Origin of the sequence: Algicella marina, assembly GCF_009931615.1 — a bacterium.
Lineage (GTDB): Bacteria > Pseudomonadota > Alphaproteobacteria > Rhodobacterales > Rhodobacteraceae > Algicella > Algicella marina.
Map to the genome: position 1 here is coordinate 1,085,922 of NZ_CP046620.1, position 26,038 is coordinate 1,111,959.

Annotated in this window: 24 protein-coding genes and 1 tRNA gene; 13 read left to right on the top strand and 12 right to left on the bottom strand. The window is 59.3% G+C overall.

All coding sequences use genetic code 11. From position 1 onward, the window contains the following. Positions 1-2 precede the first annotated feature (2 nt). Positions 3-2,468, bottom strand: a complete 2,466-nt coding sequence (locus GO499_RS05415; RefSeq protein ID WP_161861238.1) for a penicillin acylase family protein — start codon at positions 2,466-2,468, stop codon at positions 3-5. 65 nt (positions 2,469-2,533) lie between these two features. Between GO499_RS05415 and GO499_RS05420 the strand changes: the two genes are divergently transcribed. Beyond that, positions 2,534-3,433, top strand: a complete 900-nt coding sequence (locus tag GO499_RS05420; protein WP_348520807.1) for an NAD(P)-dependent oxidoreductase — start codon at positions 2,534-2,536, stop codon at positions 3,431-3,433. Between the two features lie 63 nt (positions 3,434-3,496). Beyond that, positions 3,497-4,186 carry a ribulose-phosphate 3-epimerase gene (gene rpe / locus GO499_RS05425; RefSeq protein ID WP_161861240.1) on the top strand — a complete coding sequence of 230 codons (690 nt, stop codon included), beginning with the start codon at positions 3,497-3,499 and terminating at the stop codon, positions 4,184-4,186. Here rpe and GO499_RS05430 read toward each other — a convergent pair whose 3' ends face one another. Together GO499_RS05430 and GO499_RS05435 are read right to left on the bottom strand one after the other, a co-directional pair. Further along, a complete protein-coding gene (locus tag GO499_RS05430) occupies positions 4,187-4,777 on the bottom strand; it encodes an FMN-dependent NADH-azoreductase (protein WP_431309885.1) in 591 nt (196 codons plus the stop codon). Between the two features lie 110 nt (positions 4,778-4,887). Next, entirely contained in the window at positions 4,888-5,439 is a 552-nt protein-coding gene (locus tag GO499_RS05435; protein ID WP_161861241.1) for a lipid-binding SYLF domain-containing protein, read from the bottom strand. Positions 5,440-5,591: 152 nt separating this feature from the next. Between GO499_RS05435 and GO499_RS05440 the strand changes: the two genes are divergently transcribed. Continuing rightward, positions 5,592-7,061: a capsular polysaccharide export protein, LipB/KpsS family gene (locus GO499_RS05440; RefSeq protein WP_161861242.1), complete on the top strand. Its 1,470-nt coding sequence runs from the start codon at positions 5,592-5,594 to the stop codon at positions 7,059-7,061. Here the strand turns inward: GO499_RS05440 and hemB are convergent. After that, on the bottom strand, positions 7,050-8,048 hold the full coding sequence (hemB, locus tag GO499_RS05445; RefSeq protein WP_161861243.1) for a porphobilinogen synthase: 999 nt from the start codon (positions 8,046-8,048) through the stop codon (positions 7,050-7,052). The genes GO499_RS05440 and hemB overlap by 12 nt on opposite strands. A 128-nt stretch (positions 8,049-8,176) precedes the next feature. On the opposite strand from hemB, the gene GO499_RS05450 reads away from it, so the two are divergent. After that, positions 8,177-8,704 (top strand): hypothetical protein, encoded by a 528-nt coding sequence (locus GO499_RS05450; RefSeq protein ID WP_161861244.1) that lies wholly within the window; start codon positions 8,177-8,179, stop codon positions 8,702-8,704. A gap of 10 nt (positions 8,705-8,714) precedes the next feature. After that, complete coding sequence (mfd, locus tag GO499_RS05455; protein ID WP_161861245.1) at positions 8,715-12,161, top strand: transcription-repair coupling factor; 3,447 nt, start codon at positions 8,715-8,717, stop codon at positions 12,159-12,161. 74 nt (positions 12,162-12,235) lie between these two features. On the opposite strand, the gene GO499_RS05460 is transcribed toward mfd, so the two are convergent. Further along, positions 12,236-13,279, bottom strand: coding sequence for a Hint domain-containing protein (locus GO499_RS05460; protein ID WP_161861246.1), 1,044 nt, complete (start codon positions 13,277-13,279; stop codon positions 12,236-12,238). 205 nt (positions 13,280-13,484) lie between these two features. On the opposite strand from GO499_RS05460, the gene GO499_RS05465 reads away from it, so the two are divergent. Both GO499_RS05465 and tig read left to right on the top strand, forming a co-directional pair. Then, positions 13,485-13,569 (top strand) — tRNA-Leu (locus GO499_RS05465). Positions 13,570-13,590: 21 nt separating this feature from the next. Then, the gene (gene tig / locus GO499_RS05470; protein WP_161861247.1) at positions 13,591-14,922 is read left to right on the top strand and encodes a trigger factor; all 1,332 of its coding nucleotides are present in this window, start codon (positions 13,591-13,593) and stop codon (positions 14,920-14,922) included. Positions 14,923-15,438: 516 nt separating this feature from the next. Here tig and GO499_RS05475 read toward each other — a convergent pair. The 3 genes from GO499_RS05475 to GO499_RS05485 all read right to left on the bottom strand — a co-directional run bounded on the left by GO499_RS05475 (position 15,439) and on the right by GO499_RS05485 (position 17,321). Next, positions 15,439-15,906: a VOC family protein gene (locus tag GO499_RS05475; RefSeq protein ID WP_161861248.1), complete on the bottom strand. Its 468-nt coding sequence runs from the start codon at positions 15,904-15,906 to the stop codon at positions 15,439-15,441. Then, positions 15,906-16,391 carry a VOC family protein gene (locus tag GO499_RS05480; RefSeq protein ID WP_284154902.1) on the bottom strand — a complete coding sequence of 162 codons (486 nt, stop codon included), beginning with the start codon at positions 16,389-16,391 and terminating at the stop codon, positions 15,906-15,908. Before GO499_RS05480 ends, GO499_RS05475 begins: the two co-directional genes overlap by 1 nt. An 81-nt stretch (positions 16,392-16,472) precedes the next feature. Then, positions 16,473-17,321: a CE1 family esterase gene (locus GO499_RS05485; protein ID WP_161861249.1), complete on the bottom strand. Its 849-nt coding sequence runs from the start codon at positions 17,319-17,321 to the stop codon at positions 16,473-16,475. Positions 17,322-17,523: 202 nt separating this feature from the next. On the opposite strand from GO499_RS05485, the gene GO499_RS05490 reads away from it, so the two are divergent. The 6 genes from GO499_RS05490 to GO499_RS05515 all read left to right on the top strand — a co-directional run bounded on the left by GO499_RS05490 (position 17,524) and on the right by GO499_RS05515 (position 22,687). Beyond that, positions 17,524-18,153, top strand: coding sequence for an ATP-dependent Clp protease proteolytic subunit (locus GO499_RS05490; protein WP_161861250.1), 630 nt, complete (start codon positions 17,524-17,526; stop codon positions 18,151-18,153). Positions 18,154-18,248: 95 nt separating this feature from the next. Beyond that, complete coding sequence (locus GO499_RS05495) at positions 18,249-19,784, top strand: methyl-accepting chemotaxis protein (RefSeq protein ID WP_161861251.1); 1,536 nt, start codon at positions 18,249-18,251, stop codon at positions 19,782-19,784. Positions 19,785-20,004: 220 nt separating this feature from the next. Beyond that, a complete protein-coding gene (gene clpX / locus GO499_RS05500; protein WP_161861252.1) occupies positions 20,005-21,270 on the top strand; it encodes an ATP-dependent Clp protease ATP-binding subunit ClpX in 1,266 nt (421 codons plus the stop codon). Between the two features lie 116 nt (positions 21,271-21,386). Further along, complete coding sequence (locus GO499_RS05505; protein WP_161861253.1) at positions 21,387-21,761, top strand: NADH:ubiquinone oxidoreductase subunit NDUFA12; 375 nt, start codon at positions 21,387-21,389, stop codon at positions 21,759-21,761. A 4-nt stretch (positions 21,762-21,765) separates the two neighbouring features. After that, entirely contained in the window at positions 21,766-22,218 is a 453-nt protein-coding gene (gene mlaD / locus GO499_RS05510; protein WP_161861254.1) for an outer membrane lipid asymmetry maintenance protein MlaD, read from the top strand. A 4-nt stretch (positions 22,219-22,222) separates the two neighbouring features. Continuing rightward, positions 22,223-22,687 (top strand): DUF2155 domain-containing protein, encoded by a 465-nt coding sequence (locus GO499_RS05515; RefSeq protein ID WP_161861255.1) that lies wholly within the window; start codon positions 22,223-22,225, stop codon positions 22,685-22,687. Here GO499_RS05515 and aat read toward each other — a convergent pair. The 4 genes from aat to GO499_RS05535 all read right to left on the bottom strand — a co-directional run bounded on the left by aat (position 22,651) and on the right by GO499_RS05535 (position 26,038). Further along, positions 22,651-23,304 (bottom strand): leucyl/phenylalanyl-tRNA--protein transferase, encoded by a 654-nt coding sequence (gene aat, locus GO499_RS05520; protein ID WP_161861256.1) that lies wholly within the window; start codon positions 23,302-23,304, stop codon positions 22,651-22,653. The two genes, GO499_RS05515 and aat, sit on opposite strands and share 37 nt — an antisense overlap. Before the next feature lie 24 nt (positions 23,305-23,328). Then, complete coding sequence (gene accC / locus GO499_RS05525; RefSeq protein WP_161861257.1) at positions 23,329-24,666, bottom strand: acetyl-CoA carboxylase biotin carboxylase subunit; 1,338 nt, start codon at positions 24,664-24,666, stop codon at positions 23,329-23,331. Positions 24,667-24,680: 14 nt separating this feature from the next. Further along, positions 24,681-25,178: an acetyl-CoA carboxylase biotin carboxyl carrier protein gene (accB, locus tag GO499_RS05530; RefSeq protein ID WP_161861258.1), complete on the bottom strand. Its 498-nt coding sequence runs from the start codon at positions 25,176-25,178 to the stop codon at positions 24,681-24,683. 116 nt (positions 25,179-25,294) lie between these two features. After that, positions 25,295-26,038: a DsbA family protein gene (locus GO499_RS05535; protein WP_161861259.1), complete on the bottom strand. Its 744-nt coding sequence runs from the start codon at positions 26,036-26,038 to the stop codon at positions 25,295-25,297.

Here is a 26,038-nt window from a genome sequence, read left to right on the forward strand (position 1 = left end):
TGTTACTGCGCCGCCGGTTCCAGATGGGTGATGCCTACCGCACCACCGCGCACCAGCTCCGGTTCCACGGACATCGGAATGTATTCGGCCCGTCGCCACAGGAGTGACAGGTCGTCATAGTGGCGCGAGAGGATGTGACCACTCTGGCCTGTGGAGATGATGATCTGCGAGGCCTCTGGATCCGCGAAGTCGACGACCATGCGCAGACCGGCGGCATGGGTGTTGAGATAGGGTTCTTCGCCCTTGCCAGTGGATTTGCCGCGCAGGAGCGTGAAATCGCCGCCCGGCGTTTCCTGACGGATGTTGACGAGCCAAGCGAGGCCGGGCACGCGACCGAGAGCCTGGTGGCGATGCAGGGCCGCATGGGCAGCACCCCAACGCCAGCTGTCCAGCCTGTCGCCGTATTTTTCCGACAACTCGATAAGGGCCGCATCCAGCGCCAATCGGGCAATGGTGACGCAGTCTTCTTTCTCCACTGATTGACGGATGTCACACCATTCGGAGGCGCCGTTCTCATCGCGGAAAACCCGTTCCAGGAAAATCGGGATAGGCGTGCGCATCTCTGCTGTCAGCGGGCCGATATCGTCAATGAGAAGGCGACGCTGAAGTTCACGGACCCAGGCGGCATAGACCAGCGGTTCGAACCCGTGCTGGTTCATCTCACCGTTCCAGGCGGCGAGGGCCTCGAGTGCCTGCTGGCGCATGCGTTCACGGGTTTCGGAGGCGGCGGGTTCGCCCTGATACCACAAATCGCGGGCGATCAGCGGCAGGAGCGACCGGGCGGCGGGCGAAATTGTATCCGTCTGGATTTCGGTGAAGCTGTCGAGCGTATGGAATTCGCGACCATTGAGCAGCCATTCGGCGCGGCGGACCCGCTCCGTATCGCCCCAGGTATGGCTCCAATGCCGTGGGAAGGGCTGGTCGGTCAGGCGGTTGTTGGTGTTGAGGACGATGCCACCCTCCGGTGCGGTAATGCCCGGGTTCTCCGCGAATGGGTAGAACCCCTGCCAGTCGTTGACAGCCAGCCAGCCCGCCGAGGGCAGGAGACCCTGGCTTATGCTGTTGGGATGGCGGATCGGGGCAATACCGGTGGCGACGGAAGCGACCTTGCGCCTGTCGGCCAGCATCAGGTTCTGCGATGGCGATGTGATCAATGATGCCGCATCCAGCGCGGATTCGACCGAGTGGGAACGCATGAGGGTCAGAGCGCCTTCGATGGTTCGATCCCCGGGTTGCAGGGCTGTCCAGGCGAGGGCGGTGACATGGCCCTCCGGTGTGATGGCCTCGGCGTTGAAGTGCGGGGCCGGGATGACCGGGCCGTGTTGCGTCCAACGGAGTTTGTGGGTGATCGGTTCGGCATCCTTCACGTCGATGACGGTATCATCTGTACGAAAGCGACGAGGACCTTCCTGCGTGATGTATTCAGCGGGGTTATCGGGATTGATCCGTTCAATAAACAGATCCTGATCGTCGAGATAGGACGTCGTCAGTCCCCATGCGAGATCCTCGTTCCGGCCGATCAGGATGCTGGGCAGGCCGGGAATCGTGCCGCCGATTGCCGGGCCTGAGGAGAACTCCAGCCGAGCGATCATCCAGAAGCTGGGCGCATAGAGTGCGAGGTGAGGATCATTGGCAAGAAGCGGTGCGTTGGCGGCGGCGCGGCTGGCATCGGCGGCAAACGCGTTGGAAGCACCGGTTTCACCAATGCGCATTTGCGGGTTGAGCGGGTGGCGGGGCGGGCGCGTTGCGACCGCTGCGAACTCTGTGCCTGCCGGGAACAGTGCGGCAAATTCGGGCAGATCAATGACAGCAGGCACGGTGCTGTTGCCGAGATCGGCGAGGCGCTCGGGTGAGAGCCGGAGGGAGAGTTCGGCCTGAAGCACCTCACGCTCCGCCATGTCGGAGAGCTGGAATGCCATCAATTTCTGGATGGCGATGCTGTCGGCGGGCGTCCACGGCGCGATAGCAGGCTCAAAGAGAAAGAATTCCGGGGCGCCGCGGCCAAGTGCTTCAGTCTGGATCAGATCGAGATAGGCATTCACACCGTCTGCGTAAGACTGAAGTTCGTCCTGCGTTTGCTGTGACTGGTCCCGGACGGCTGTGACGGACAAACCATAGAGATCAAGGGCGCGCATCAGATGATCTATTTCCAGAGTGTCCGCGCCGAAGATCTCTGACAACCGCCCCTGGACGGTGCGGCGCATCAGAGTCATCTGCCAAAGCCTGTCCTGCGCATGAACAAAGCCAAGACCAAAGAGGGCGTCGGTGTCGGTTTCGGCGAAGATATGGGGAACGGCGTGGTTATCGCGGACGATCTCGATCGGCCGGTCGAGGCGTTGCAGGGTGTAGCTCGCGTCGTAGTCGGGCAGGGAGTGGGAGGCGAGATAGTAGACGAGACCGAGGGCGCAAGCGGCAAGCAGGAAGATGGCAACAAGCCCCCGCGCCAGCCATTTGAAGAGAGTGATCATTCGTTAAGTCGGCCTCCAACCTTGACGTCGAAAGCGATAGCAGGCCATGTCGCACATAACAATTGATTGACAGGGAATATGGGAGGTCAGGCATGGCACGGACAGCATTTCTGGGGCTTGGGGTGATGGGTTACCCGATGGCGGGGCACTTGCAGGCGAAGGGTCACGAGGTGACGGTCTACAACCGCACGACAGCGAAGGCTGAAAAATGGGCGGTGGAGCATGGCGGCACCTTTGCGCCTACCCCAGCGGAAGCCGTGGCCGGTGCTGAAATCGTGTTTGCCTGTGTCGGCAACGATGACGATCTGCGTTCCATCACCAGCGCGGACGGCGGGTGTTTCACCGCAATTGAAAAAGGTGCGGTATTCGTGGATCACACGACCGCCTCGGCTGAGGTGGCGCGTGAACTTCACGCTGCGGCAGCCGAGCGCGGCTTCGCTTTTGTTGACGCGCCGGTTTCAGGCGGGCAGGCCGGGGCAGAGAATGGCGTGCTGACGGTGATGTGCGGCGGAGACGAGGCCCCCTATTCCAAGGTAGAACCTGTGATCGCCTCATTTGCCAAATCCTGCCGGCTAATGGGGCCCTCGGGCGCCGGGCAACTGACAAAGATGGTCAACCAGATATGTATTGCCGGCTTGTTGCAGGGCCTGTCGGAAGGCATGAACTTTGCGGCGAAGGCCGGTCTCGACGGAGAGGCGGTGCTGGACGTGATTTCTAAGGGTGCCGCGGGATCGTGGCAGATGGAAAACCGTGGCTCGACCATGTTGAAGGGCGAGTTCGAGTTTGGTTTCGCCGTGGACTGGATGCGCAAGGACCTGGGCATTTGTCTTTCCGAGGCAAACAACAATGGTGCGCAATTGCCGGTTACAGCCTTGGTGGATCAGTTCTACAAGGAAGTTCAGGCTATGGGTGGCGGACGCTGGGATACCTCCAGCCTGATGAAAAGGCTGACACAGAACGGCTGAGCGCGGCTTGAGGCCCGCTGTATCTGCGGGTAAGGGAAGCGCGAGCGTTCAGGAGGAGTGACCATGCCCGCACCCGTATTCGACCCCGCCCGCAAGCCCAAGATTGCGCCTTCAATCCTTTCAGCGGATTTCGCAGCATTGGGTGAGGAGATCGCGCGGGTCGAGCGGCAGGGCGCGGACTGGATTCACGTGGACCCGATGGATGGGCATTTCGTGCCGAACCTGACGATCGGGCCGAACGTGGTGGCGGCGATCCGGCCGCATGTGAGGACAGTGGTGGATGTGCACCTGATGATCGCCCCCGCCGATCCGTATCTGGAGGCGTTCGCCAAGGCGGGATCGGATATTCTGACGGTTCACGCCGAGGCCGGGCCGCATCTGGACCGGTCGCTTCAGGCGGTGCGCGATCTGGGCTGCAAGGCGGGCGTGGCGCTGAACATCACGACGCCCCTGAGCGTGATCGAATACTGCCTCGACAAGATCGACCTGATCCTTGTGATGACGATCAACCCCGGTTTCGGTGGCCAGAAGTTCACGCATTCGGTGGTGGAGAAGGTGGCCGAGGCCCGGAGGCTGATCGGCGAGCGTCCAATCTGGCTGGAAGTGGATGGCGGAGTGACGCCTGAGACGGCGCCGCTGTGCACAAATGCCGGTGCCGATGTGCTGGTGGCCGGGTCTGCCGTGTTCAACGGCGGTAACGAGGAGGCCTATGGCGCCAATATTGCGGCGCTCAAGGCCTCCGTCGGTTTGTGATCAGGCGGCTGCGAGGCCGGCAATAGCGGCTTCGGCCGATGCTTGTGCCTTTGCGGGATCAACCATCAGCAGGTCGGCTGCGACGATCGAAACATCGGTGATGCCCAGAAAGGCGAGGACGTGGCGAAGGTAGGGCGTCGTGAAATCCACGTCACTGTCCACTGCGGTGCCGCCGGAGGCGATGGCCAGAATGGCGCGCTTGCCTTTGAGCAGGCCTTCGGGACCGGCTTCGGTATACTGGAAGGTCCGGCGGGCACGGGCGACGAGATCAACCCAGGCCTTGAGAGCAGCGGGAACACCGAAATTGTAGACCGGAACGCCGATGACGATGATGTCGGCGGCCTCGAGTTCCGACACGAGTTCCTCGGACGCGGCCAGCTTGCCGAGATGATCGTCGGACCGGTCTTCGGCGGGGGTAAAGTTGGCGCCGATCCAGCTCTCGTCGATGATCTCGATGCCGTCTGCAAGGTCCCGGTGGATGACGGTGGCGTCTCCGCCTTCGCGGAGCTTGGAAACGATGTCGGATGTCAGCTTGCGGCTGGTGGAACCTTCGCGGCGCATGCTGCTGTCGATCTGGAGAATTGTGGTCATGATATTGCCTCTGTCTGAATGTTTCGGGTCAGACATATTCATCGAGGCAGAAAGAACAATAATTGGAAAGGAAAGTCACCGTCGCCAAATTGGCAACGGTGAGATCAGGTTCAGGAGCGAATGAGCCGGGAGTACTTCGCGCCTTCGAGACTGGCGCCGACGATCAGGCCGCGCTGCCCGAACACGATCGACACCACCGGACGGCTCACCGTATTCGTCGAAGCCCCGACGGAAGCACCGTCTTCCAGGATCGCCACCTCAGCATCTACACCAAGTTCCCAGCCGTCGGTTATGCGGAACTGGCGCAACGATTCCTGAGTGAGGAAGAACAATGCCTGATTGAAGCTCTGTGCCCCGATCTGGAAACCGATGGCCGCAGCGGACATGGAGATGTAATCGACGGTGGCTTCGCCGACTTGCAGCGCTCCCTCGCCATATGCACCGCTGATGACGAAGCCGCCCTCGATGATGTTGGGGATAATCAATGACCCGGCAGCCTGATCAGCAAGTTGCTGGGACCAGGGAACGGACCGGTAGAGCAGGGCACGGGCCGCGGCCACATCCCGCTCGATCTGGCCAGCACTCTGGACATTGCCGACAGTACAGGCGGACAGGCTTGCCGCACCAGCGGCGAGCACGCCGCGTCTTGTCCAATTGTTCATGGACTGCTCCTCGTTGTTGTCCGGCTGGCGGACCGCCTCTTGCCTTCGGTCTAGCGCCAAAGGTCCGAGTATTTTCTACCACACCGGCGGCGGCATTGCCAGCGCGGGGCAGGGCAGGCTATCAGGCGTGAAATACTTGCAGGGAGCGTTTGATGGCAGCCGCCAGAAAAATCTGCGTCGTGTCAACGGCAGCGAACACGGATAAGGTTCTGGACGAGTTGCGAGCGACGGCTCCGGAACTTGATTTCGTGCTGCATTTCGGTCGGAAGAAGGCCGACTACATGACCGCCAGCATTTCACGGATGAGCCCAATCGCTGCAGAACGGGGGCATCTGACCGTTGAGGCTGGTGCCTATTCCGGAGCCCATGGCGATGCGATGCTGGCGGCGGATTACTGGCGGGATGCCGCGCTGTTCGAAGACCATTTCATGCGCCGCGATCCCCTGTTCGCAAACAATTCCCACAAGCTCCGCAACCACCATGATTACATGGATTTTTTCCACATTCTCAGCGACATGATAGCTGGGGAACTGGCGCGGAGTGGAGCGGATACAGTCCTGTTTTTCAATGTGCCCCACCTGGCCTATGACACGGTCCTCTACCAGGTGGCGCAGGCCCGCGGCCTTCAGTGCCTGATCGTGACCCAGATGCTGATACCGGGCTATTTCGCGTCCATGCACAAAATCGGGGATCTGGGTTTCGGGCCGCGACGCGATGGCGGAGAGCCGTTTGCGATTGCACGAGACGAGAACCTGCAACATTTCTATATGCCCGATATGACGCCGGAGACGGGAAGCGGGCGGCTGAATGCGCGGAATATCGCCAGTCTGGCGGTCTATCTGCTGAAAAAGGAACCTTCGGCATTGGTTCGACCGGGGAGGATTGCAGAACTCGTGACGCGGATGCGTGCGGTCAAATCCGTATTTCCGGACTGGCGCGACCCGTTTGCGAAGTATTTCCACGTCGATCAGTTCGCCTATCTCGAGACATTGGCAAGCTTCGAGAAGAACACACCCGACCTGTCGCAGCGCTACGTCTATTTTCCGTTGCAACTTCAACCGGAGATGACCACTTCGGCTTTGGGTGGCAGGTTTGCAGATCAGATACTGGCGATCGAACAACTGGCGCGGATATTGCCTGAAGGGGTGAAGATCTTCGTGAAAGAAAACCCCAAGCAGGGTTCATTCTTGCGTGGACCTCTGCATTTTCACCGGTTGCGGCGTATTCCGGCAGTTGAGATCATGCCTTCCCACCTCGACACCCATGCGCTGAATGACAATGCGGAGTTCGTGGCGGCGGTTACCGGCACCGCCGGATGGGAGGCCATCCGCAAGGGCAAGCCCGCGCTGGTGTTCGGCAATGCCTGGTACGGTGATTTGCCGGGCGTGGTGAGATTTCGCGGCGGGCTGAATTACTCGGAGATAGTGAGCACCATGATCGACCATGACGAACTGGAGATGCGGGTCGGTGCCATGCTTGCGGGATTCCATCAAGGAATTGTGGAGCGGCATTACGTGCGGCAACTCGATGATTTTGATCCGGCGGACAATGTGCGCCGGGTGGCGGCAACGGTCCGAGGATTGCTGGCCGGCGAGGTTCCGGTGAGTTTCTCAGGACCGTAATGCGCGAGCCATCGCCGGGGCGAAATAGGTGAGAATGCCATCGCAGCCCGCGCGCTTGAATGCCATGAGGCTCTCGGCCATGACCTTGTCGCCATCCATCCAACCGCGATCCACCGCACCGGCGATCATCGCGTATTCGCCGGAAACCTGATAGGCGTAGGTTGGCACGCCAAAAGTGTCTTTGACCCGGCGGCAAATATCGAGATAGGGCATTCCGGGCTTGACCATGACCATGTCAGCGCCTTCCTCCAGATCAATAGCCACCTCGCGGAGGGCCTCGTCGGAGTTGGCGGGGTTCATCTGGTAGGTTTTCTTGTCGCCTCTGAGAGCGCCGGATGCACCGACGGCATCGCGAAACGGGCCATAGAAGGCGGAGGCGTACTTGGCTGCGTAGGAAAGGATCAGTGTGTCCTTGTGGCCCTTCGCTTCCAACATCGTGCGGATCGAGCCTATGCGGCCGTCCATCATGTCGGATGGGCCGAGAACATCTGCTCCCGCCTCTACTTGTGCCAGCGACTGCATGTTGAGGGCATCCAGAGTTTCATCGTTGAGGACGACGCCGTCGCGCACAATCCCATCATGGCCTTCGGAATTGTAGGGATCTAGGGCGACGTCGAGCATTACGCCCAGATCGGGCAAAGCCTGTTTAATGGCGCGGGTGGCGCGGTTGACGAGGTTGTCCGGGTTCCATGCTTCTTCTGCACCGGGCGTCTTTACCGATGGGTCGGTATAGGGGAAGAGGGCAACACAGGGGATACCCAGATCTGCGCCCTCGCGCGCAGCCTCGACGACAAGGTCTATGCTCAGGCGCTCCACTCCGGGCATTGAGGGTATCGGTTGACGCATGTTCTGGCCGTCGCGCACGAAGATCGGCCAAATCAGATCGGCGACCGTCAATGTATTTTCCTGCGCCAGATCACGGATCCAGGCACTTCGGCGCAGGCGGCGCATCCGCGTGGCGGGGAAAGGAGCGGAGATCGGTTGCATGATTTGGCCTCGCAAGAATTCGATCACATTTGGCACGCAGCGGCGCCCAGTCTCAAGCTAATATCCTGTTTGGCATTGAATTCAGGGAGGAATCGGGTAACTGACACTGGTACTCTCGGAGACCGCTTTTGAACGGATTTTATGAAATCATGAATCTGGAGAGCCTCTGGACTCTCTGGTTTTGGATCGTTCATGTGGTTGCGTGGTCGATGACCAGTCATTTTGTGCTGGGCGTGCCGTTTGATGCGGTGTTGCAGGCCAATCGCGAGAAGGAAGAGTTCGGTCCTTGGGCTCGGCATACCGATGCGATGCTGCGGGCGAGCATCTTTCGTATCGTTACCTATTTCCGACGATCGGGTGCGTGGATTGTGGGCGTATGGTCGTTCGTGCTGGCATCGTTGTTCACCTTCGCCCTTTTGTGGGACAACGAATTCTCGATTGCGTTGCTGACGGTGTTCCTGCCGCTGACAGCGATCTATACGATCACCATTCGCTGGGCGCTGTGGATTGACGCCAATGAATTCGATCCTGCCGAGTTGCGATTGATCGTACGAAAGCTGCGGTTCTGGATTCAGCTTTTCGGTGTACTGGCGATCATAGTGGCTGCAGCCTGTGCGATCCTCTACTGGCTGCACATTCACGTTCCGGTTGGTTAAGGCACAGGTCATGGCGGGTAACGGAAAGAAACTGCTGGTTGGCGGTGCACCAGAGGGTTTCGATGCGAAGCTGTTGGTGGACCTTGCAGACAAAATCGGCGGTCCGGTTGTGCATGTCGCCCGGAACGATGCGCGGATGGCCGCTGTGCGGGGCGCATTACAGTTTTTCGGGCCGAGCCTTCCGGTGCTGGAATTCCCGGCATGGGATTGTCTGCCTTATGACAGGATCTCGCCGGCCGCCGAGATTGCATCCCGGCGCATGGCCACGCTGGCGGCGCTCGCGGACGGTTTCGATCAGCCGAGCGTCATCCTGACCACTGTCAATGCCGTGACGCAACGGGTTCCGGCGAGGAGCATTGTGGCCGAAGCCAGTTTTACGGGAACCGTCGGCAAGCAACTGGATGAGGGCGCGTTGCGCGCTTTCCTAGTTCGCATGGGATTTTCACAGGCGCCGACAGTGACGGAGCCGGGCGACTTCGCTGTCCGAGGCGGTCTGATTGACATCTATCCGCCAGGTGAGATGGGGCCGGTGCGCCTAGACATGTTCGGCGATGTCCTCGATGGCGCACGCCGTTTCGACCCCGCGACGCAGCGGACCGTTGAAAAGATCGGCCGGGTGGAGCTTGCGCCGGTGTCCGAAGTCATTCTCGACGATGCCGCGATCCAGCGTTTCCGGCAGAATTATCGTACCACCTTTGGTGCCGTCGGCACCGACGATGCCCTGTATGAGGCTGTAAGTGCCGGACGGAAGCATCAGGGAATGGAACACTGGCTGCCTTTCTTCCACGATAAGTTAAGTGATTTCTTTTCCTATCTGCCGGGGTCGCCGGTGGTGCTGGATGACCAGCTGGACGCCATTCGCGATGCAAGGTGGGTGTCGATACGGGACCAGTATGAAGCGCGGACGGAAGCGCTGAAGGCCAAGAGCAACGTGGAAAGCGTCTACAAGCCAGTACCGCCCACGGAGCTGTATCTCGACGACCCTGCGTGGAAGGCTGCGCTGGCTGGCCATGAAGTGCGGCAGATGTCTCCTCTGCCGCAACCTTCTGGGCCTGGGGTTATCGATGCCGGGGCACGTATCGGCCGCAACTTTGCGCCGGAGCGGCAACAGGAGAATGTCAGCCTGTTCGGCGCGGTTGCCGACCACATCAGGGACCGGCGGAGCAGTGGCGACGTGCTGCTGGCGAGCTATTCCGACGGGGCGCGCGAGCGGCTGGGAGGAATGCTGGAGGAAAACGACGTTTCCGGTGCCACGATCGTCGAGCGGGCCCAGGACATTTCTGCTGGCAAGGGCGGACTATACCTGGCCACTTGGGCTTTGGAGGCAGGTTTCGAGGCACCGGGCCTTACCGTGATCTCGGAGCAGGATATTCTGGGCGACCGCCTGATCCGCGCACCGAAACGGCGACGGCGCGCGGAGAACTTCCTGCAAGAGGCGACCAGCCTGTCGCCGGGTGACCTGATCGTTCATGTCGAGCATGGGGTCGGGCGGTACACCGGGCTCGAAACGATCACTGCCATGGGTGCGCCTCACGAGTGCATTGCACTGGAGTATGCTGGCGGTGACCGGCTGTACCTACCGGTTGAGAACATCGAACTTCTGAGCCGGTACGGCCACGAGGAGGGACTGCTCGACCGGCTGGGTGGAGGGGCATGGCAGGCCAAGAAGGCCAAGCTGAAAGAGCGGATACGCGAGATCGCGGACAAGCTGATCCGTATTGCGGCGGAGCGAGCGTTGCGGACGGCCCCGAAATACGACCCGCCGGAACACATGTGGGATACCTTCAGCGCCCGGTTCCCTTACCAGGAAACCGACGACCAACTGGCAGCTATCGAGGATGTGCTGGGTGATCTTGCGTCAGGAAAGCCAATGGATCGCCTGATTTGCGGTGATGTCGGTTTCGGCAAGACCGAGGTTGCCTTGCGCGCGGCATTCATCGTGGCCATGGGCGGCGCACAGGTCGCGGTGATCGCACCCACGACGCTGCTGGCACGACAGCATTTCAAGGCTTTCGAAGAGCGTTTCCGCGGCCTGCCGGTAAAGGTGCGGCAGCTTTCGCGGTTCGTGAGCGCGAAAGAAGCGACCGAGACGCGGGCTGGGCTGGCCGATGGTTCGGTTGACATCGTCGTCGGGACACATGCTTTGCTGGCCAAGGGCATCAAGTTCCGTGATCTTGGCTTGCTTGTGATCGACGAGGAGCAAAAATTCGGGGTCACCCACAAGGAGCGGCTGAAGCAGCTCCGCTCTGAGGTTCACGTGATCACGCTGACTGCGACGCCGATCCCGCGGACTCTGCAACTTGCCCTTTCGGGCGTCCGCGACCTCAGTCTCATCGCCACTCCACCGGTGGACCGTTTGGCAATCCGAACTTATGTAACGCCGTTCGATACTGTGACGATCCGCGAGGCTTTGCTGCGGGAGCATTATCGCGGCGGCCAATCCTTCTTCGTGGTTCCGCGCATTACCGATATGGCGGAAATCGAGGAATTCCTTCGCGAACAGGTGCCGGAAGTAAGCGTTATCACCGCCCATGGCCAGATGGCTGCGGGCGAGCTCGATGACCGGATGAACGCCTTTTATGATGGTCAGTGCGATGTGCTGTTGGCGACCACCATCGTTGAATCCGGTCTCGACATACCAGCAGCCAACACGCTGATCGTTCACCGGGCAGACATGTTCGGTCTGGCGCAACTCTACCAGATCAGGGGCAGGGTCGGGCGCTCCAAGCTGCGGGCCTATGCCTATTTCACTACCAAGCCACGACTGAAACTGACCGCGACGGCAGAACGGCGGCTGAGGGTTTTGGGATCGCTGGACGCGCTGGGGGCCGGATTCACGCTGGCGAGCCAGGATCTGGACATTCGAGGCGCCGGCAACCTTCTGGGGGACGAGCAATCCGGCCATGTTCGCGAAGTTGGCTATGAACTCTACCAAGAGATGCTGGAAGAGGCGATTGCCAAGATGAAAGCCGGTGAGATGGAGGGGCTTTCCGAGGCGGATGATGCCTGGTCTCCGACGATCAATCTGGGCGTGCCGGTGCTGATCCCCGAGCCTTACGTGCCCGATCTGGATGTGCGGCTGGGTCTTTATCGCCGGCTTTCTGGCCTGGCCACCAAGGTGGAACTCGAAGGTTTCGCTGCGGAGTTGATCGACCGCTTCGGCAAGTTGCCGAAGGAAGTGACGATGTTGATGAATATCGTGCGGATAAAGGCAAAGTGTCGAGAAGCCGGCATCGCCAAGCTAGACGGTGGGCCGAAAGGCGCGACGATCCAGTTCCACAATGACAAGTTTGCCAATCCGGGCGGGCTGGTCACCTTTCTTCAGGGCGAGGGAGCGAAGGCGAAGGTTCGCGACAACAAGGTGATCGTGAGGCGCGACTGGAAACAGGACAGCGACAAGGTGCGCGGTGCGTTCAGTCTCGCGCAGGATCTGGCGAAGCTCGCTCGTGAAGGCTGATCAGGGTCATCTTGTGAGATGAACCTGCCGAATGTCGGCGAGTACAATGCAGCAACGGCTCTTGAGCGTGATTGTCAGGTAAGGCTGCGCGCTTCCGCTGCTGTCAATGTCCGGCGTGCGGGCTGGGCGAAGCGACCGAGCTCGCCCGTTGCCAGATGCGGGAAGATTTCCAGAAGTTCACTGCGGGTCTGTTCCTGCAGGTGATCCACCATCGGGGAAAGTGGTTGCAGGCTTTCGGAGTGCAGGCCGTTGCCCAAAACGATTTCGTGGGTCTCGAACGCGAGGTGCACGTATTCGACAGGCTGGCCCTCCGGCTCCCGAAGGAAGTTGCGGTCGTCGATCAGTGAAGCCGCCGTCGCGAGAACTTCGGAGGTGCCAAAAAGCATTTGCGGGCGCGGACCCTGCAGAAGTATGCGGTGGTCCGGAGAAACGACGAGGTCACGCTCCGGCAGGTTGGGCCCGAGGCTGCCGGCGCGGATGCGGACGGGGCGCAAATGAGGAGCCTGTGCAAGCTGGCCTGCAGACATGCGCGTTGCGCCTTTCCAGCGCAGCGCTTGTGCACCGTTGTCGCGCGTGAGGACGAGATCGCCTGCCAAAAGAGACTGAATCGGGCGGACGCCTGACGGCGTGGCGATGAGGGTATCCGGTGTGAAGCAGAACGCGGTGAGCAAATCCTCATAAGCCGGGCCGGTGCCGTCTGCCGGACCTTCGGATGCGCTGATGACCGTCAGGTTCGTGTCGCGCGGTGGAAACGTGCCCACGAAGCTTAGACCGGAGAGATACTGGGGATCGCCATCGATGGAGATTCCATAGGCCGTGTAGTCGATGCCGGTGTTCGGATCGCGCAGGACGATCATGTATTCGGCCTCGAATTCCTCGCCCGTCGGGTAGGGTGTTCCCGCCGTATCAGTCATGGTCTGGCCGGCGTCATCGTCGTCGAACGTGCCGTCGGGATCGTCCGTCTCGAAAGAGATGAAAATCGGGGCATCGGCGATGCTGATGGTCTGACCAACGAGATGGGCGCCGTCGCCTGCGGGAGAACCGAGCAGGTAGCCTTCTGAAGCTGGAGTGCCATTCACGAAAATGAAGTCGTCAGAGAAGTATGTTACTGTGGGCACTGGCTACGCTCCGGGTCTGAATTTCTGCTACACGTGAACACCGCGTCTATGGCTGATTTGCGGCAGGGACAACCTTAATAGTATATAGAAAGCTGATTGTTTGCTCGGTGCCTGTACCTTGTGCAGTTTTTTTGCTCGCACCTCCAATTGGCATCTGATAGAGCGTCCGCGAATGATCGCCGCCCTCGGCCGGGGGCGGCCCATTGCGGGTGTGGTGGAATTGGTAGACACGCCAGATTTAGGTTCTGGTGCCGCAAGGCGTGGGGGTTCAAGTCCCTTCACCCGTACCAGAGAGACAGAGGAAACGACATATGCAGGTCACTGAGACCCTGAACGACGGATTGAAGCGGGCTTATCAGATCACGGTCCCGGCGGCAGAATTGGATGCTAAGGTGAATGCCAAGCTGGAAGAGGCCCGCAAGGACTTCCAGATGAAGGGCTTTCGCAAGGGCAAGGCTCCGGCGGCGCTGATGAAGAAAATGTTCGGCAAGTCCGTGCTGGGCGAAGCGATGCAGGAAACGATCGACGACGCGATGCGTGGGCATTTCGACGAATCCGGCGATCGTCCGGCCATGCAGCCCGATGTGAAGATGACCAATGAAAACTGGGAAGAAGGCGACGATGTCGAGGTCGAGATGACCTACGAGAAATTGCCGGACGTTCCCGAGACCGATTTTGCCAAGCTTAAGCTGGAAAAGCTGGTGACAAAGATCGAGGACGAGGCCGTCGACGAGGCGTTGACCAATCTTGCCGAATCCACAAGCAATTTCGAATCCCGTCGCAAAGGCTCCAAGGCCAAGGACGGCGATCAGATTGTGATCGACTTCGTTGGCTCCGTCGATGGTGAGGAGTTCGAGGGCGGCGCCGCGGAAGATTATCCGCTGGTTCTCGGCTCCAACAGTTTCATTCCCGGTTTCGAGGAACAGCTGGTTGGCGCCAAGGCCGGTGAGGAAGTGACAGTCAACGTCTCGTTTCCGGCCGAATACCAGGCACCGAATCTCGCGGGCAAGGATGCTGTCTTCGCCTGTACGGTCAAGGATGTGAAAGAGCCGAAGCCGGCAGAGATCGACGACGAACTGGCTAAAAAATACGGGATGGAAGATCTCGAAGCGCTCAAGACTCAGATCAAGGAGCGGCTGGCGGACGAATATGCCGGTGCGGCCCGCATGGTCACCAAGCGCCAGCTTATGGACGGGCTGGACGAGTTGGTATCGTTCGACCTGCCGCCGAGCCTGGTAGAAACCGAGGCCAACCAGATCGCGCATCAACTTTGGCATGAGGAAAACCCCGATGTTCAGGGGCATGACCATGACAACATCGAGCCGACCGAGGAGAACAAGAAGCTGGCTGAGCGCCGGGTGCGCCTTGGATTGTTGCTGGCAGATGTCGGGACCAAGAACGAGATCACCGTGTCCGACGCAGAAATGCAGCAGGCGATGATGCAGCAGGCGCGGCAGTATCCGGGTCAAGAGCGGCAGTTCTTCGAATTCATCCAGAAGAACGCAGGCGCCCAACAGCAACTGCGTGCTCCGATCTTCGAGGACAAGGTCGTCGATTACATCCTCGAACTCGCCGACGTGACGGAAAAGGAAGTCACAAAGGACGAGCTTCAAAAGGCCGTCGAGGCACTCGAAGAAGAGTAAGAAACTGCACGGGCGTGTCAATTGGCACGCCCGTCATCCCATGACTGGTCCAGCCCGGGCCAGGGCCTTGATGTCGTTGATCGTCAACGGTCACAGCGCGTCGGCACATCCTCCGAACAGTTTTGCTTTACCCGAGAATAATGACGATGGATTCGCCGCAAATACATCGGTTTGCGATGCACTTCTTCATCGTAAAACCTCGGCATCAGCAAGGTCGCTGTTATGGGCCGCTCCCGGCTAAAGGCGGCTGACTGGGTTCGGATCAAGGAATATTGACCGTCTCCACCAAGCCGACCTAGAAGCTGGCGAGTGGATCAGCACGGACACGTGCGTTCTTTCTCCGTGAAGGCAACTGTACCGCCGGTGGTTTTCGCGTACGCTGGGCATGGGCGGTGTGGTTCGGGCAGACCATAGTACGCGCCAAACAAGATACGAACACACGTTTGGCCTGATCATCAAGAGACCCGATGCCGCTACAGTATCGTTCCTGAACGATCGACATGCGCACTACGATTTTCAGTCGCCCCGATAGGCCGCCTCAAGTTCGGCGATCTCGATCTTTTGCATCTGGAGCATGGCTTCGGAGACGTGTTGCGCGGCGGTACGGTTCGGATCGGCCAGCAGCCGGGGCATGATTTCGGGAATGATCTGCCAGGAGAGGCCGAAGCGATCAATCAACCAGCCGCACATGGACGGTTTGCCGCCGCTCGATGTCAGTGATGCCCAAAGGCGGTCTGTTTCCGCCTGATCCTGGGTGATCACTGATATCGAGAGGGCGGGGGAGAGTTCGAATTGCGGGCCGCCCTGCAGAATGAGATATGGGGTGCCGCCGAGCGTGAACTCGACGACGACGAAGCCGTCGTCCGGACCGTGGCGATTGACACGCTCCACCCGGCTGTCCGGCATGAGCGTTACGTAGAATTCCGCGGCTTCCTCTGCGTGGCTGCCGAACCAGAAACAGGCGCGGGTCTTTGCGACATTCATCAGACAGTTCCTTTGCTCATCTCGGCCAGAGCGGCCTGCATTTCTTCCGGCGTCTTGGTGTTGCCCGGTGTCGAGATTGACCAGAGATGACCGAAAGGATCTGTCAACTGGCCATACCTGTCGCCCCAGAAGGCATCATGTGCGGCGAGCCTGATGGTGGCTCCGTGGTTCTCGGCCTGTGCCATGGAGGCATCGGCGTCGTCGACGATCAGATGGATCAGCACAGGGGTGGCGCCGAGTGTCGCGGGCGAGAGGACGCCATGGTCGGGGAACTCGTCGCTCAACATGACAGATGCGCCGTTTAGTTTCAGGCATGCATGCATGATCCTGCCATCCGGAGCGGGCAGCCGCATCATTTCCGTTGCCCCAAAGGCATCGCTGTAGAACTTGATTGCAGCTACGGCGTTCTTGCAGATTAAATAGGGCGAAACGCTGTGTACCCCCATGGCCATTGCGTTGTCGCTGGCGGATTGAGTGCCTCTCATGTTTTCCTCCCTTCAGGATGGAAGAAGCATACCAACCAAACGGTATGTAGGCAAGGCGAGCGTTGGAGAGGGAGGCGGAGGTTATTCCGCAATCATCTCAATGTCCCGGAACCATTTGATTGCCATTTCGGACCATCCGGAAGGAACTGAGTGTCCGCCAGTGTGAAGTGCAAGCTCAAGGGCGGTTCCCGGCGTGCAGTTTGTCCATTTCCTGCGCCAGAATGGACCATCCGTTACAAAGTCGTCTGCTCGCATCTCGTTGCAGCCGTTCTGTTGCCGCAGCAACATCAGGGAATGAAATACGTCTCCCTGATATATGCGCCCGTCACCGAGCGGGCGGCCCTCGAGCGGAACGACCCGATCCCGCCAGCCGTGAGTGTGCAACATTCGAACCGGGCCGGCGCAGCTGCCTTCGACCGGATGGGGACGCCAGAACGCCCCGGCTACCGGCGCGTAAGCGGCTGCGAGGTCTGGTTTGGCACAGGCCAGATACCACGTCAGCGAACCACCGATGGAGAATCCGGACATCAGGATTCGCTCCGGGTCTACACCGTGGTGTTCTGCAGCGTTGCGGATGACCTCATCGGTAAAGGCGGCCTCGTCCCGCTGTGCCGGTCTTTCGGGATGGAAGGACCATCCCGGTCCAAATCGGCTGCCTTCACGCCTCAAGCCATCAGGTGCGATGACAGCAAACCCGGCACTAGTGAACGCCGAGACCATGGCGGAATTGGATAACGTCCTGGCGCCGCTGCCGCCTGCACCGTGAAAGAACAGAAGGGCAGGGTATCCGTCGTCGGTCGGCGGTGTCTCCGGCAGGGAGATACGGTACGAGCCCAGTGGCGTCTCGCAGGCGGGTCCTGTGACACCACACGCGAGCAGCGGGCCGCCGGCACCGATCAGGAAAAGAACGAGTGTCAGCAGTTTGGTCATCGGTCTCTCCGGAATTTTATTCATGGCTAGGTCATGAGCAGGCCGCGCGACAGGCCGGAGGCCGGGAAACACGGAATTTTGAAGAGAGACTCAAACGGGGCGAATTCTCTCCGACCCTTGCGGACCGCTGGACGGAGAACTATTCCTTAAGCGAGCGCGGCGCATATTCCGGCGACCGACACGGCACAGAAGGTACGGCCATATGTTTGATCCCATGACCCCCCCGAGCAGTTTCATCATTCCGACGGTAGAGGAAGTGAGTGCCCGAGGATCCATCCGTTACGACATTTTCTCCCGCCTCCTGAAGGAGCGCATCATTTTCGTTTCCGGTCCGGTGCATGACGAGATGGCCACGGTGATCGTCGCCCAGTTGCTGTTTCTGGAAGCGGAGAACCCGAAAAAAGAAATCGCGATGTACATCAACTCTCCCGGTGGCGTGGTGACGAGCGGACTGTCGATCTACGACACGATGCAGTACATTCGCCCCAAGATTTCGACTGTCTGTATCGGACAGGCTGCTTCCATGGGGTCGCTGCTGCTGGCCGCAGGGGAACCCGGAATGCGCTACACGCTGCCCAACAGCCGGATCATGGTTCACCAGCCGTCCGGCGGCTATCAGGGTCAGGCCTCCGACATCATGATCCACGCCCGCGAAACTCAGGCGCTGAAGGATAGGTTGAACGAAATTTATGTGCGGCACACAGGTCAGGACATGGAAACTGTTGTGGCAGCACTGGAGCGCGACAACTTCATGACGGCGGAAGCCGCAAAGGAATGGGGCCTCGTCGATCAGATCGTCGATAGCCGTTCCGATGTGAGCGGTGAGGAGTGAACTATCGGCTGAGTGATCCGGTCCGGTTGCCATAACGATTGGGTAGGATATAGCGACTACGGTTGTCCCGACCATACACTGTACGGGAACGGGAAATGTCGCACCCATCGGCCAATGAAGCAGACCTTATCGCAGCAATGAATCTCATCGGCGTCGATGCGCCGATGAGAAAGCAAATCGCCGCGATGAAGCCACAGCTTGCGACGTTTCTGCCGGATGCGTTGGCTGCATTCTACGAAAGACTATCCGAGCAACCTGAGCTGTCAGGAAAATTCGAAGGCAGAATGCCGATGGCGCAGGCGCGCCAGCGTCAGTTGGAACATTGGCTGACCATTGCGGACGGGGAGTTTGGTGCGGACTATGCTGCGGCTGTTGCACGTATCGGCAGAGCCCATGTGCGCATAGACCTGAAGCCTGTCACCTATATTGCCGGCTATGGTATCGTTGCCGACCACATGATCAGACGGTTCATCGAGGAACGGTTCCATGTCGCCTCTGGCAGGAAAGGCAAGAGCCGGTCGCGAAAGGACACCGGAGACGATGCAGTTGCAGAGCTGACGGATTTGATCAGCGTGTTCATTCGAGCGGTGTTCCTGGATGCGGGTATGAGCGTGGAGGCTTACCTGTCGGTCCTAAACGAGGAGAGGGCGCGGCTCGAGGAGGAAAGCCGTAGGGATCAGCAGGATCTCGAGCAGGGTGTCTCCGCAATTGAGACTGTGCTTGCCAGATTGGCAGACAACAACCTGCGGGAGGGAATGCCGGCATGCTTGCCTGACCGTTTTGCGACAATGGCTCGCCACATGGACAAGGCTCTGGTTGGCCTTTCCTCGGCCTTGGTTTCGGTGCGCAATTTGACCAATGGCCTCGACATGCGTGTGGACGAGATGACGCGGGCCACCAATGACCTCTCCAATCGCACGGCCCAGCAAGCTGCTAGCCTGGAGGAAAGCTCGGCCGCGTTGCAAGAGATAACGGAGAGTGTTTCTGCAACGGCGAGAAACACGGCGACGGCCGCCGAAAAGGCAGAAGTTGCCTTAAAGGAAAGCAAGCATTCCGCGGAAGTCGTGGGAGAAACGGAAGCCGCCATGAAAAACATGGAGGAAGCATCCACCGAGATAGTCTCCATCGTGGCGTTGATTGATGACGTTGCCTTTCAAACCAACCTTCTGGCCTTGAATGCCAGTGTCGAGGCTGCGAGGGCCGGGGAGGCCGGGCGCGGCTTTGCTGTGGTGGCACAGGAGGTCAGGGCACTGGCTCAGCGCTGCTCGGAGGCAGCGCAGACCATCAAGGCAACAGTGAGCCGATCCGATCAACAGGTTCGGGAAAGTGTTCGGTTGGTCGAGAGCACGAAGAGTGCCTTGGGAGGGATCGCCAACAGGATCGGGGAAATGAACGAAATTGTCGGCAACATAGCTCATGCGGCGGCGGAGCAATCCTCGGGCCTTGGAGAGTTGCGGGATGCCGTGACTGACATGGATAACTTGACCCAGAAAAACGCCAGCATGGTTGATCAGACCAATGCGGCCATGCAGGCGCTGCGCGGACAAATGCAGGAACTTGGCGGTGCGATGTCGGTCTTTCGTCTTCCGGTCGAGGCTGATAGGGTGCAGGACTTGCGGGATGTCATCTGATGACTATTTCGTAGATGTGTGTCGGTGAGCGTTTGCGCAGATGCCGGAAAAATCCCTAACGTCAGTTGACCAAGGTTTTTCATTTGCGCAATTTCACGCCGTTGCTCTTGTCATTGCCTGCCGGGCGGTGCCTAATACGTGCAACTGGCCGCGGGAACGTGAATAGCCACGCGACGGAACGACGAGCAGACGGGCAAGCGCAACGGCCCTGGAGGATCGAATGAGTAAGACAGGCGGCAGCGAATCGAAAAACACGCTCTATTGCTCTTTCTGCGGCAAGAGCCAGCATGAAGTGCGCAAGTTGATTGCCGGTCCGACGGTCTTCATTTGCGATGAGTGTGTCGAGCTCTGCATGGACATTATCCGTGAAGAGACAAAATCCAGTCTCGTGAAGTCGTCGGAAGGTGTACCCAGCCCGCAGGAAATCTGTGCGGTTCTTGATGATTTCGTTATCGGCCAGCAGGTCGCGAAACGCGTCCTGTCGGTTGCCGTTCACAACCACTATAAACGCCTGAACCATTCGTCCAAGAACCCGGATGTCGAACTGGCGAAATCGAACATCATGCTGATCGGTCCCACGGGTTGCGGCAAGACCTTGTTGGCCCAGACGCTGGCCCGCATTCTGGACGTGCCGTTCACGATGGCCGATGCCACCACCCTGACCGAGGCGGGCTATGTTGGAGAAGATGTAGAGAACATCATACTGAAGTTGCTTCAGTCTGCAGAGTATAATGTGGAGAGGGCGCAGCGCGGTATCGTTTATATCGACGAAGTGGACAAGATCAGCCGCAAGTCCGACAATCCCTCGATCACGCGGGATGTGTCTGGTGAAGGTGTGCAGCAGGCGCTGCTGAAGATCATGGAAGGCACCGTAGCCTCCGTGCCTCCTCAAGGCGGCCGCAAGCATCCGCAGCAGGAGTTTCTGCAGGTTGACACCACGAACATCCTTTTCATCTGCGGTGGCGCCTTTGCCGGTCTCGACAAGATCATCAGCCAGCGCGGCAAGGGGTCTGCCATGGGCTTCGGTGCAGACGTGAAGGATCAGGACGAGCGACGGATCGGTGAGGTTTTCCAGGAACTGGAGCCGGAAGACTTGCTGAAATTCGGGTTGATCCCGGAATTTGTAGGTCGTTTGCCCGTGATCGCAACTCTCACGGATCTTGACGAGGAAGCGCTCGTCACCATCCTTACCAAGCCGAAGAACGCCCTCATCAAGCAGTACCAGCGCCTGTTCGAGATGGAGAACGTGCAGTTGACGTTTACGGACGAAGCTCTGAAAGCCGTGGCGTCACGGGCGATCGAGCGGAAAACCGGCGCACGTGGTCTGCGATCGATCCTTGAAGAGGTGTTGCTGGATACGATGTTCGAAGTCCCGGCGCTGGAAGGCGTGGAAGAGGTCGTCGTCAACGAAGACGCCATCGTCCGCAAGGGCGAGCCACTGCTGATCTATGCCGACAAGAACAAGGAGCCTGCGAGCGCAGGCTGAACGCACCGGGACTTGTGTCGCCGGACCTCACGGCCCGGCGTCTCGCATGTCGGGAGTTTCCGCTGGACCTTGCCAGACAGTTACGCGACAAGTAGGCAAGCTTGATGGAGGGCATAATGAGCCTGTTTTCGCAGATATTTACCTGGTGGAGCGGGCAGACGCTCGGCACTCGTATCTGGACAGCACGCAACGGTGAAAAGGTCGGCGAGGACGAGCAGGGCAACATTTTCTATCGCTCCACCGACGGGGCGCGACGCTGGGTGATCTACAATGGTGAAATCGAGGCAAGCCGGGTTTCACCGGAGTGGCATGGTTGGCTGCACCACACGTATCAATCTCCACCCACTGAAGTGCCTCTCGCGCGCAAGAAGTGGGAAAAGCCGCATAAGGAAAATTTGACAGGTACGGTTGCGGCCTATCATCCGCCAGGCAGTATTCTTTCACCGGCGACCAATGTGCGCGCGGATTATGAGGCATGGAGCCCGGAGTAACGACATGGCGAATAGTGCAACAGAAACCCTGATCGGAGCGGTCGTGCTGGTGACGGCCGTCGGATTCGTGGCCTATGCCAGCCAGACGGCAGGTATTGGCAGAGGAACGTCGGGCAATTATGAGTTGCTGGCGAATTTCAATTCGGCGGAGGGCATTTCCGTCGGCACGGATGTCCGTATGGCCGGAGTGAAAGTCGGAACCGTCAAATCGCTGGGGCTCAACACGGAAACCTATCAGGCCGAGACGGTTTTCAACATAGATGAAACCTACAAGATCCCCGACGACAGCGATGTAAAAATTGCGTCAGAAGGTTTGCTGGGCGGCAGTTTCGTGGAAATCGCTCCCGGCGCCTCGGAGTTCATGTTCGCGGACGGAGACGAGATTCTCTACACGCAAAGTTCGGTGAGCCTGTTGGCGCTGATGATGAAATTCGTCGGCGAAAGCGCGTCGGAGTAGAACCATGCGCGGCATATTTGCCCTGATCCTCTGTGCGCTGGCCGTGGCCGCGTCGGCACAGGAAGACGGCCTTTCCACCGGGTTCAACACGGATGGTACGCCGAACGGTGACGACGGTGTGATCGCGGAGGAGGGCATCATCAGTCCACCCGACGATTTTCAGGAGCTGCGGCTGGTCGATGCTCCACGTGCGCGGTTGCGTGGGCTCGATACACTCAACAATACTGTCGATGATTTCATGATTTCCGTCGGAGAAACGCTAATTTTCAAACGGCTGGAAGTCACGCTGGAGGCGTGCCGCTATCCCGAGGGGAACATCGGCGACCTGGCCTACGCCTACCTGCGGATTCGAGACCGGCGAGAAGAGGATGCTCGCTTTGACGGCTGGATGCTGTCCGAAAGCCCGGCCCTCTCGGCCCTCGACCATCCGCGTTATGACATCTGGGTGCTGAGCTGCAGCACGGCCTGAGGGTCATCCGTCTGTTCCAGTGCCCAGTAGCGCGCGGGGAGTTGCAGCGCGCTCCTCAGCTGGCGATGGTAGTCTGCGCGGGAGATCTCCAGTGCGCCGAGCGAGATCAGGTGGTCCGTGGTGAACTGTGTGTCCAGCAGTGAATAACCGCCGAAGCGGAGCCGAGCGACCAGGTAGACAAGAGCGATCTTGGAAGCATCAGTAGCGAGAGAGAACATGCTCTCGCCAAAGAAGGCCCCGCCCATGGAAACGCCGTACAGTCCTCCCACCAGTAACTCTCCGACGAAGAGTTCGACTGAGTGGGCGTGACCACGACGGTAAAGTTCCTGATAGAGTGCGGCAATTTCTGGGTTTATCCAGGTCTCGTTACGTTCCGAACAGTGGCGGACGACCTCGGCGAATGCGCTATCCCAGCGAACAGAATAACCGCCTTTGCGGATCCTCTTTCGTAATGAGCGTGAGACATGAAGAGAATCGAGCGGAAGCAAGCCGCGCGTTTTCGGATCAATCCAGAAGATTTCGTCACTGTCGGCGCTTTCGGCCATCGGGAAAACACCGGAAGCATAGGCATGCAGGAGCAGGTCGGCAGTTATTTCCTGCGGAGCCTCGTCACGCATATGCCAACCCGGTGATCAGTAGCCTTACCCTTCCAGCCAGCGTTCCAGCCAATGAATGGTATAATTTCCGTTGCGGATATCCGGTTCTTGAAGAAGTGCCCCGAACAGCGGTGATGTCGTATCCACGCCATCTACGATGAGCTCGGACAGTGCCCGATCCAGGCGCGCCAAGGCGACGTCGCGATCGACGCCATGGACGATCAATTTGGCGATCAGACTGTCGTAATAGGGAGGTATCCGGTAGCCCTGATAAATGGCGCTGTCCATGCGTACGCCGAGGCCGCCCGGTGCGTGGAAGGCCGTGATCTTGCCCGGGCTGGGCCGGAATTCCGGAAGCTTCTCGGCGTTGATGCGTACCTCGATGGCGTGGCCGCGTGGAACCAGATCTTCCTGCCGAAATGTCATCTCTTCGCCCGAAGCTACGCGAATCTGCTCCTGCACCAGATCGACATTGAAGACAGCTTCGGTCACCGGATGTTCAACTTGCAGTCGGGTATTCATCTCGATGAAATAGAACTCACCGTCTTCATACAGGAACTCTATGGTGCCGGCGCCTATATAGTTGATAGCCGCAACGGCATCTGCGCAGGTCTTGCCGATGCGCGCGCGTGTTTCTGCGTCGATCACGGGGGAGGGGGCCTCTTCCAGAACCTTCTGGTGGCGACGCTGGAGTGAGCAGTCACGTTCACCAAGATGCACGGCACGGCCCTTGCCGTCGCCGAACACCTGCACTTCAATGTGGCGCGGCTTTTCAAGGTATTTCTCGATATAGACCTCGTCATTGCCGAACGCGGCCTTCGCCTCGGTGCGGGCTCCGGAGAAAGCCGAATCGAGGTCGGCGGCAGTGCGCGCCAGTTTCATTCCGCGTCCGCCCCCGCCGGCGGTTGCCTTGACGATGACGGGAAAGCCCATTTCCTGTGCGATTTCGCGCGCTTTCTCGATATTGGGAACACCGCCATCCGAACCGGGAACACAGGGCACCCCCAATTTTCTCATCGTATCCTTGGCGGTGATTTTGTCGCCCATGATCGAGATATGCTCGGATGTCGGTCCGATGAAGCCAATCCCGTGATCTTCGAGGGCCTGAACGAACACCGGGTTCTCGGAGAGAAAGCCGTAACCGGGGTGAATAGCCTCGGCCCCCGTCACCTCGCAGGCGGATATGATGTTGGGAATGTTCAGGTAGCTCTGCCCGCTGGCCGGCGGACCTATGCAAACGCTTTCATCTGCAAGGCGCACGTGCATCGCATCGACATCGGCGGTGGAGTGCACCGCAACCGTCTGAATGCCCATTTCACGACAGGCGCGGATTACGCGGAGCGCAATTTCACCCCTGTTGGCAATCAGGATCTTCGAAAACATGCCGCTTTCCTGTCTTAGCCGAGGATGAAGAGGGGGGCGCCGAATTCGACCGGTGCGCCGTCTTCCACCAGTATGCGCTTGACCGTGCCATCGCGTGGTGCGGGGATCTGATTCATCGTTTTCATGGCTTCGATGATCATCAATGTCTGGCCTTCCTTGACTGCATCACCGACGGCGACGAAGGAGGGCTTGCCCGGCTCTGGCTGAAGGTAGGCCGTGCCCACCATGGGTGACGTGACTGCACCGGGATCCTGCGCCGGATCGCCTCCGGTATCCTGCGGAGCGGAGGCACCTTCTGCGGGCCTGGGAGCAGGTGAAGCTGCAACCGGGATCGTCGTTGTCGGGGCGGCAGGTGCCGGGGCTGCCTGAACTGTACGGGCGACCCGCACATCCAGAACCTTGTCTTCGGCATACTCGCGCCGGACTTCGATCTCCGTCAGATCGTTCTTGCGCAGCATCTCTGCGAGCGCTTCGATGAACGCCACGTCAGATGAAAATTCCTTATTGCTCATCAGAACCCCGATGTTGTTGTTTTTGGGTCCGCGCTATCCTCAGGGAACAGCGGCAGATATCCTGTTTGGGTTATACGCAATCGTTTGCCGCGTGAAAAGCGAAGAAGATCACCGTTTCAAGTGCCTTCGCGCACGTCTTCGATCAGTTCGGCCATGTCCTCTTTCGGCAGGTAACCGCGCAATATGACATCCCCGATGACAAATGTCGGTGTCCCGCTCAGCTTGACGGCCTTGGCGAGGACGCGTGTTGCATTGAGCCGTTCGGTGATGAGGTCACTGTCTGCCAGAGCTATCATTTCGTCGATGTTCACGCCACTTTCTTCGGCGATCGAGGCGATCACGGCCGTGGTCAGCTTGCCTTGGTGGCGCATCAGTGCGTCGGAAAAGGTCGCATAGGTTTCAGGCCCCTGATTTTCGAGAACGGCCATGGTGGATCGCGCGGCGACGAGAGATTCCGGGCCGAGTATCGGAAGTTCCTTGATGATGTAGCGGATATCGGGATTGCTCTCCAGCAATGCCTGAACATCCGGATGGGCGCGCTTGCAATAGCCGCACTGATAGTCGATGAATTCGACGATCGTCAGGGGGCTGTCGGCATCGCCCAGCGTATAGGAAAAGCCATCGGCATAAAGGGCATCAATGTTTTCCTCGACGATCCGCTGGTCTTCGGCGACCTGCTCATCGGCCTCTCTTTCCTCTAGCACGGCCATCGCTTCGCGCAAAACCTCCGGATTTTCGAGGAGATAGGCTCGGATTTCCGAATGCAGCGAATCCCGCTCCGCCTCTGTCATATCCGTCTGGGCCAACGCTCCCGTGACGGCCAGCGCCGAGAACGCGAGAGCGAACATCACGGTTTTCAT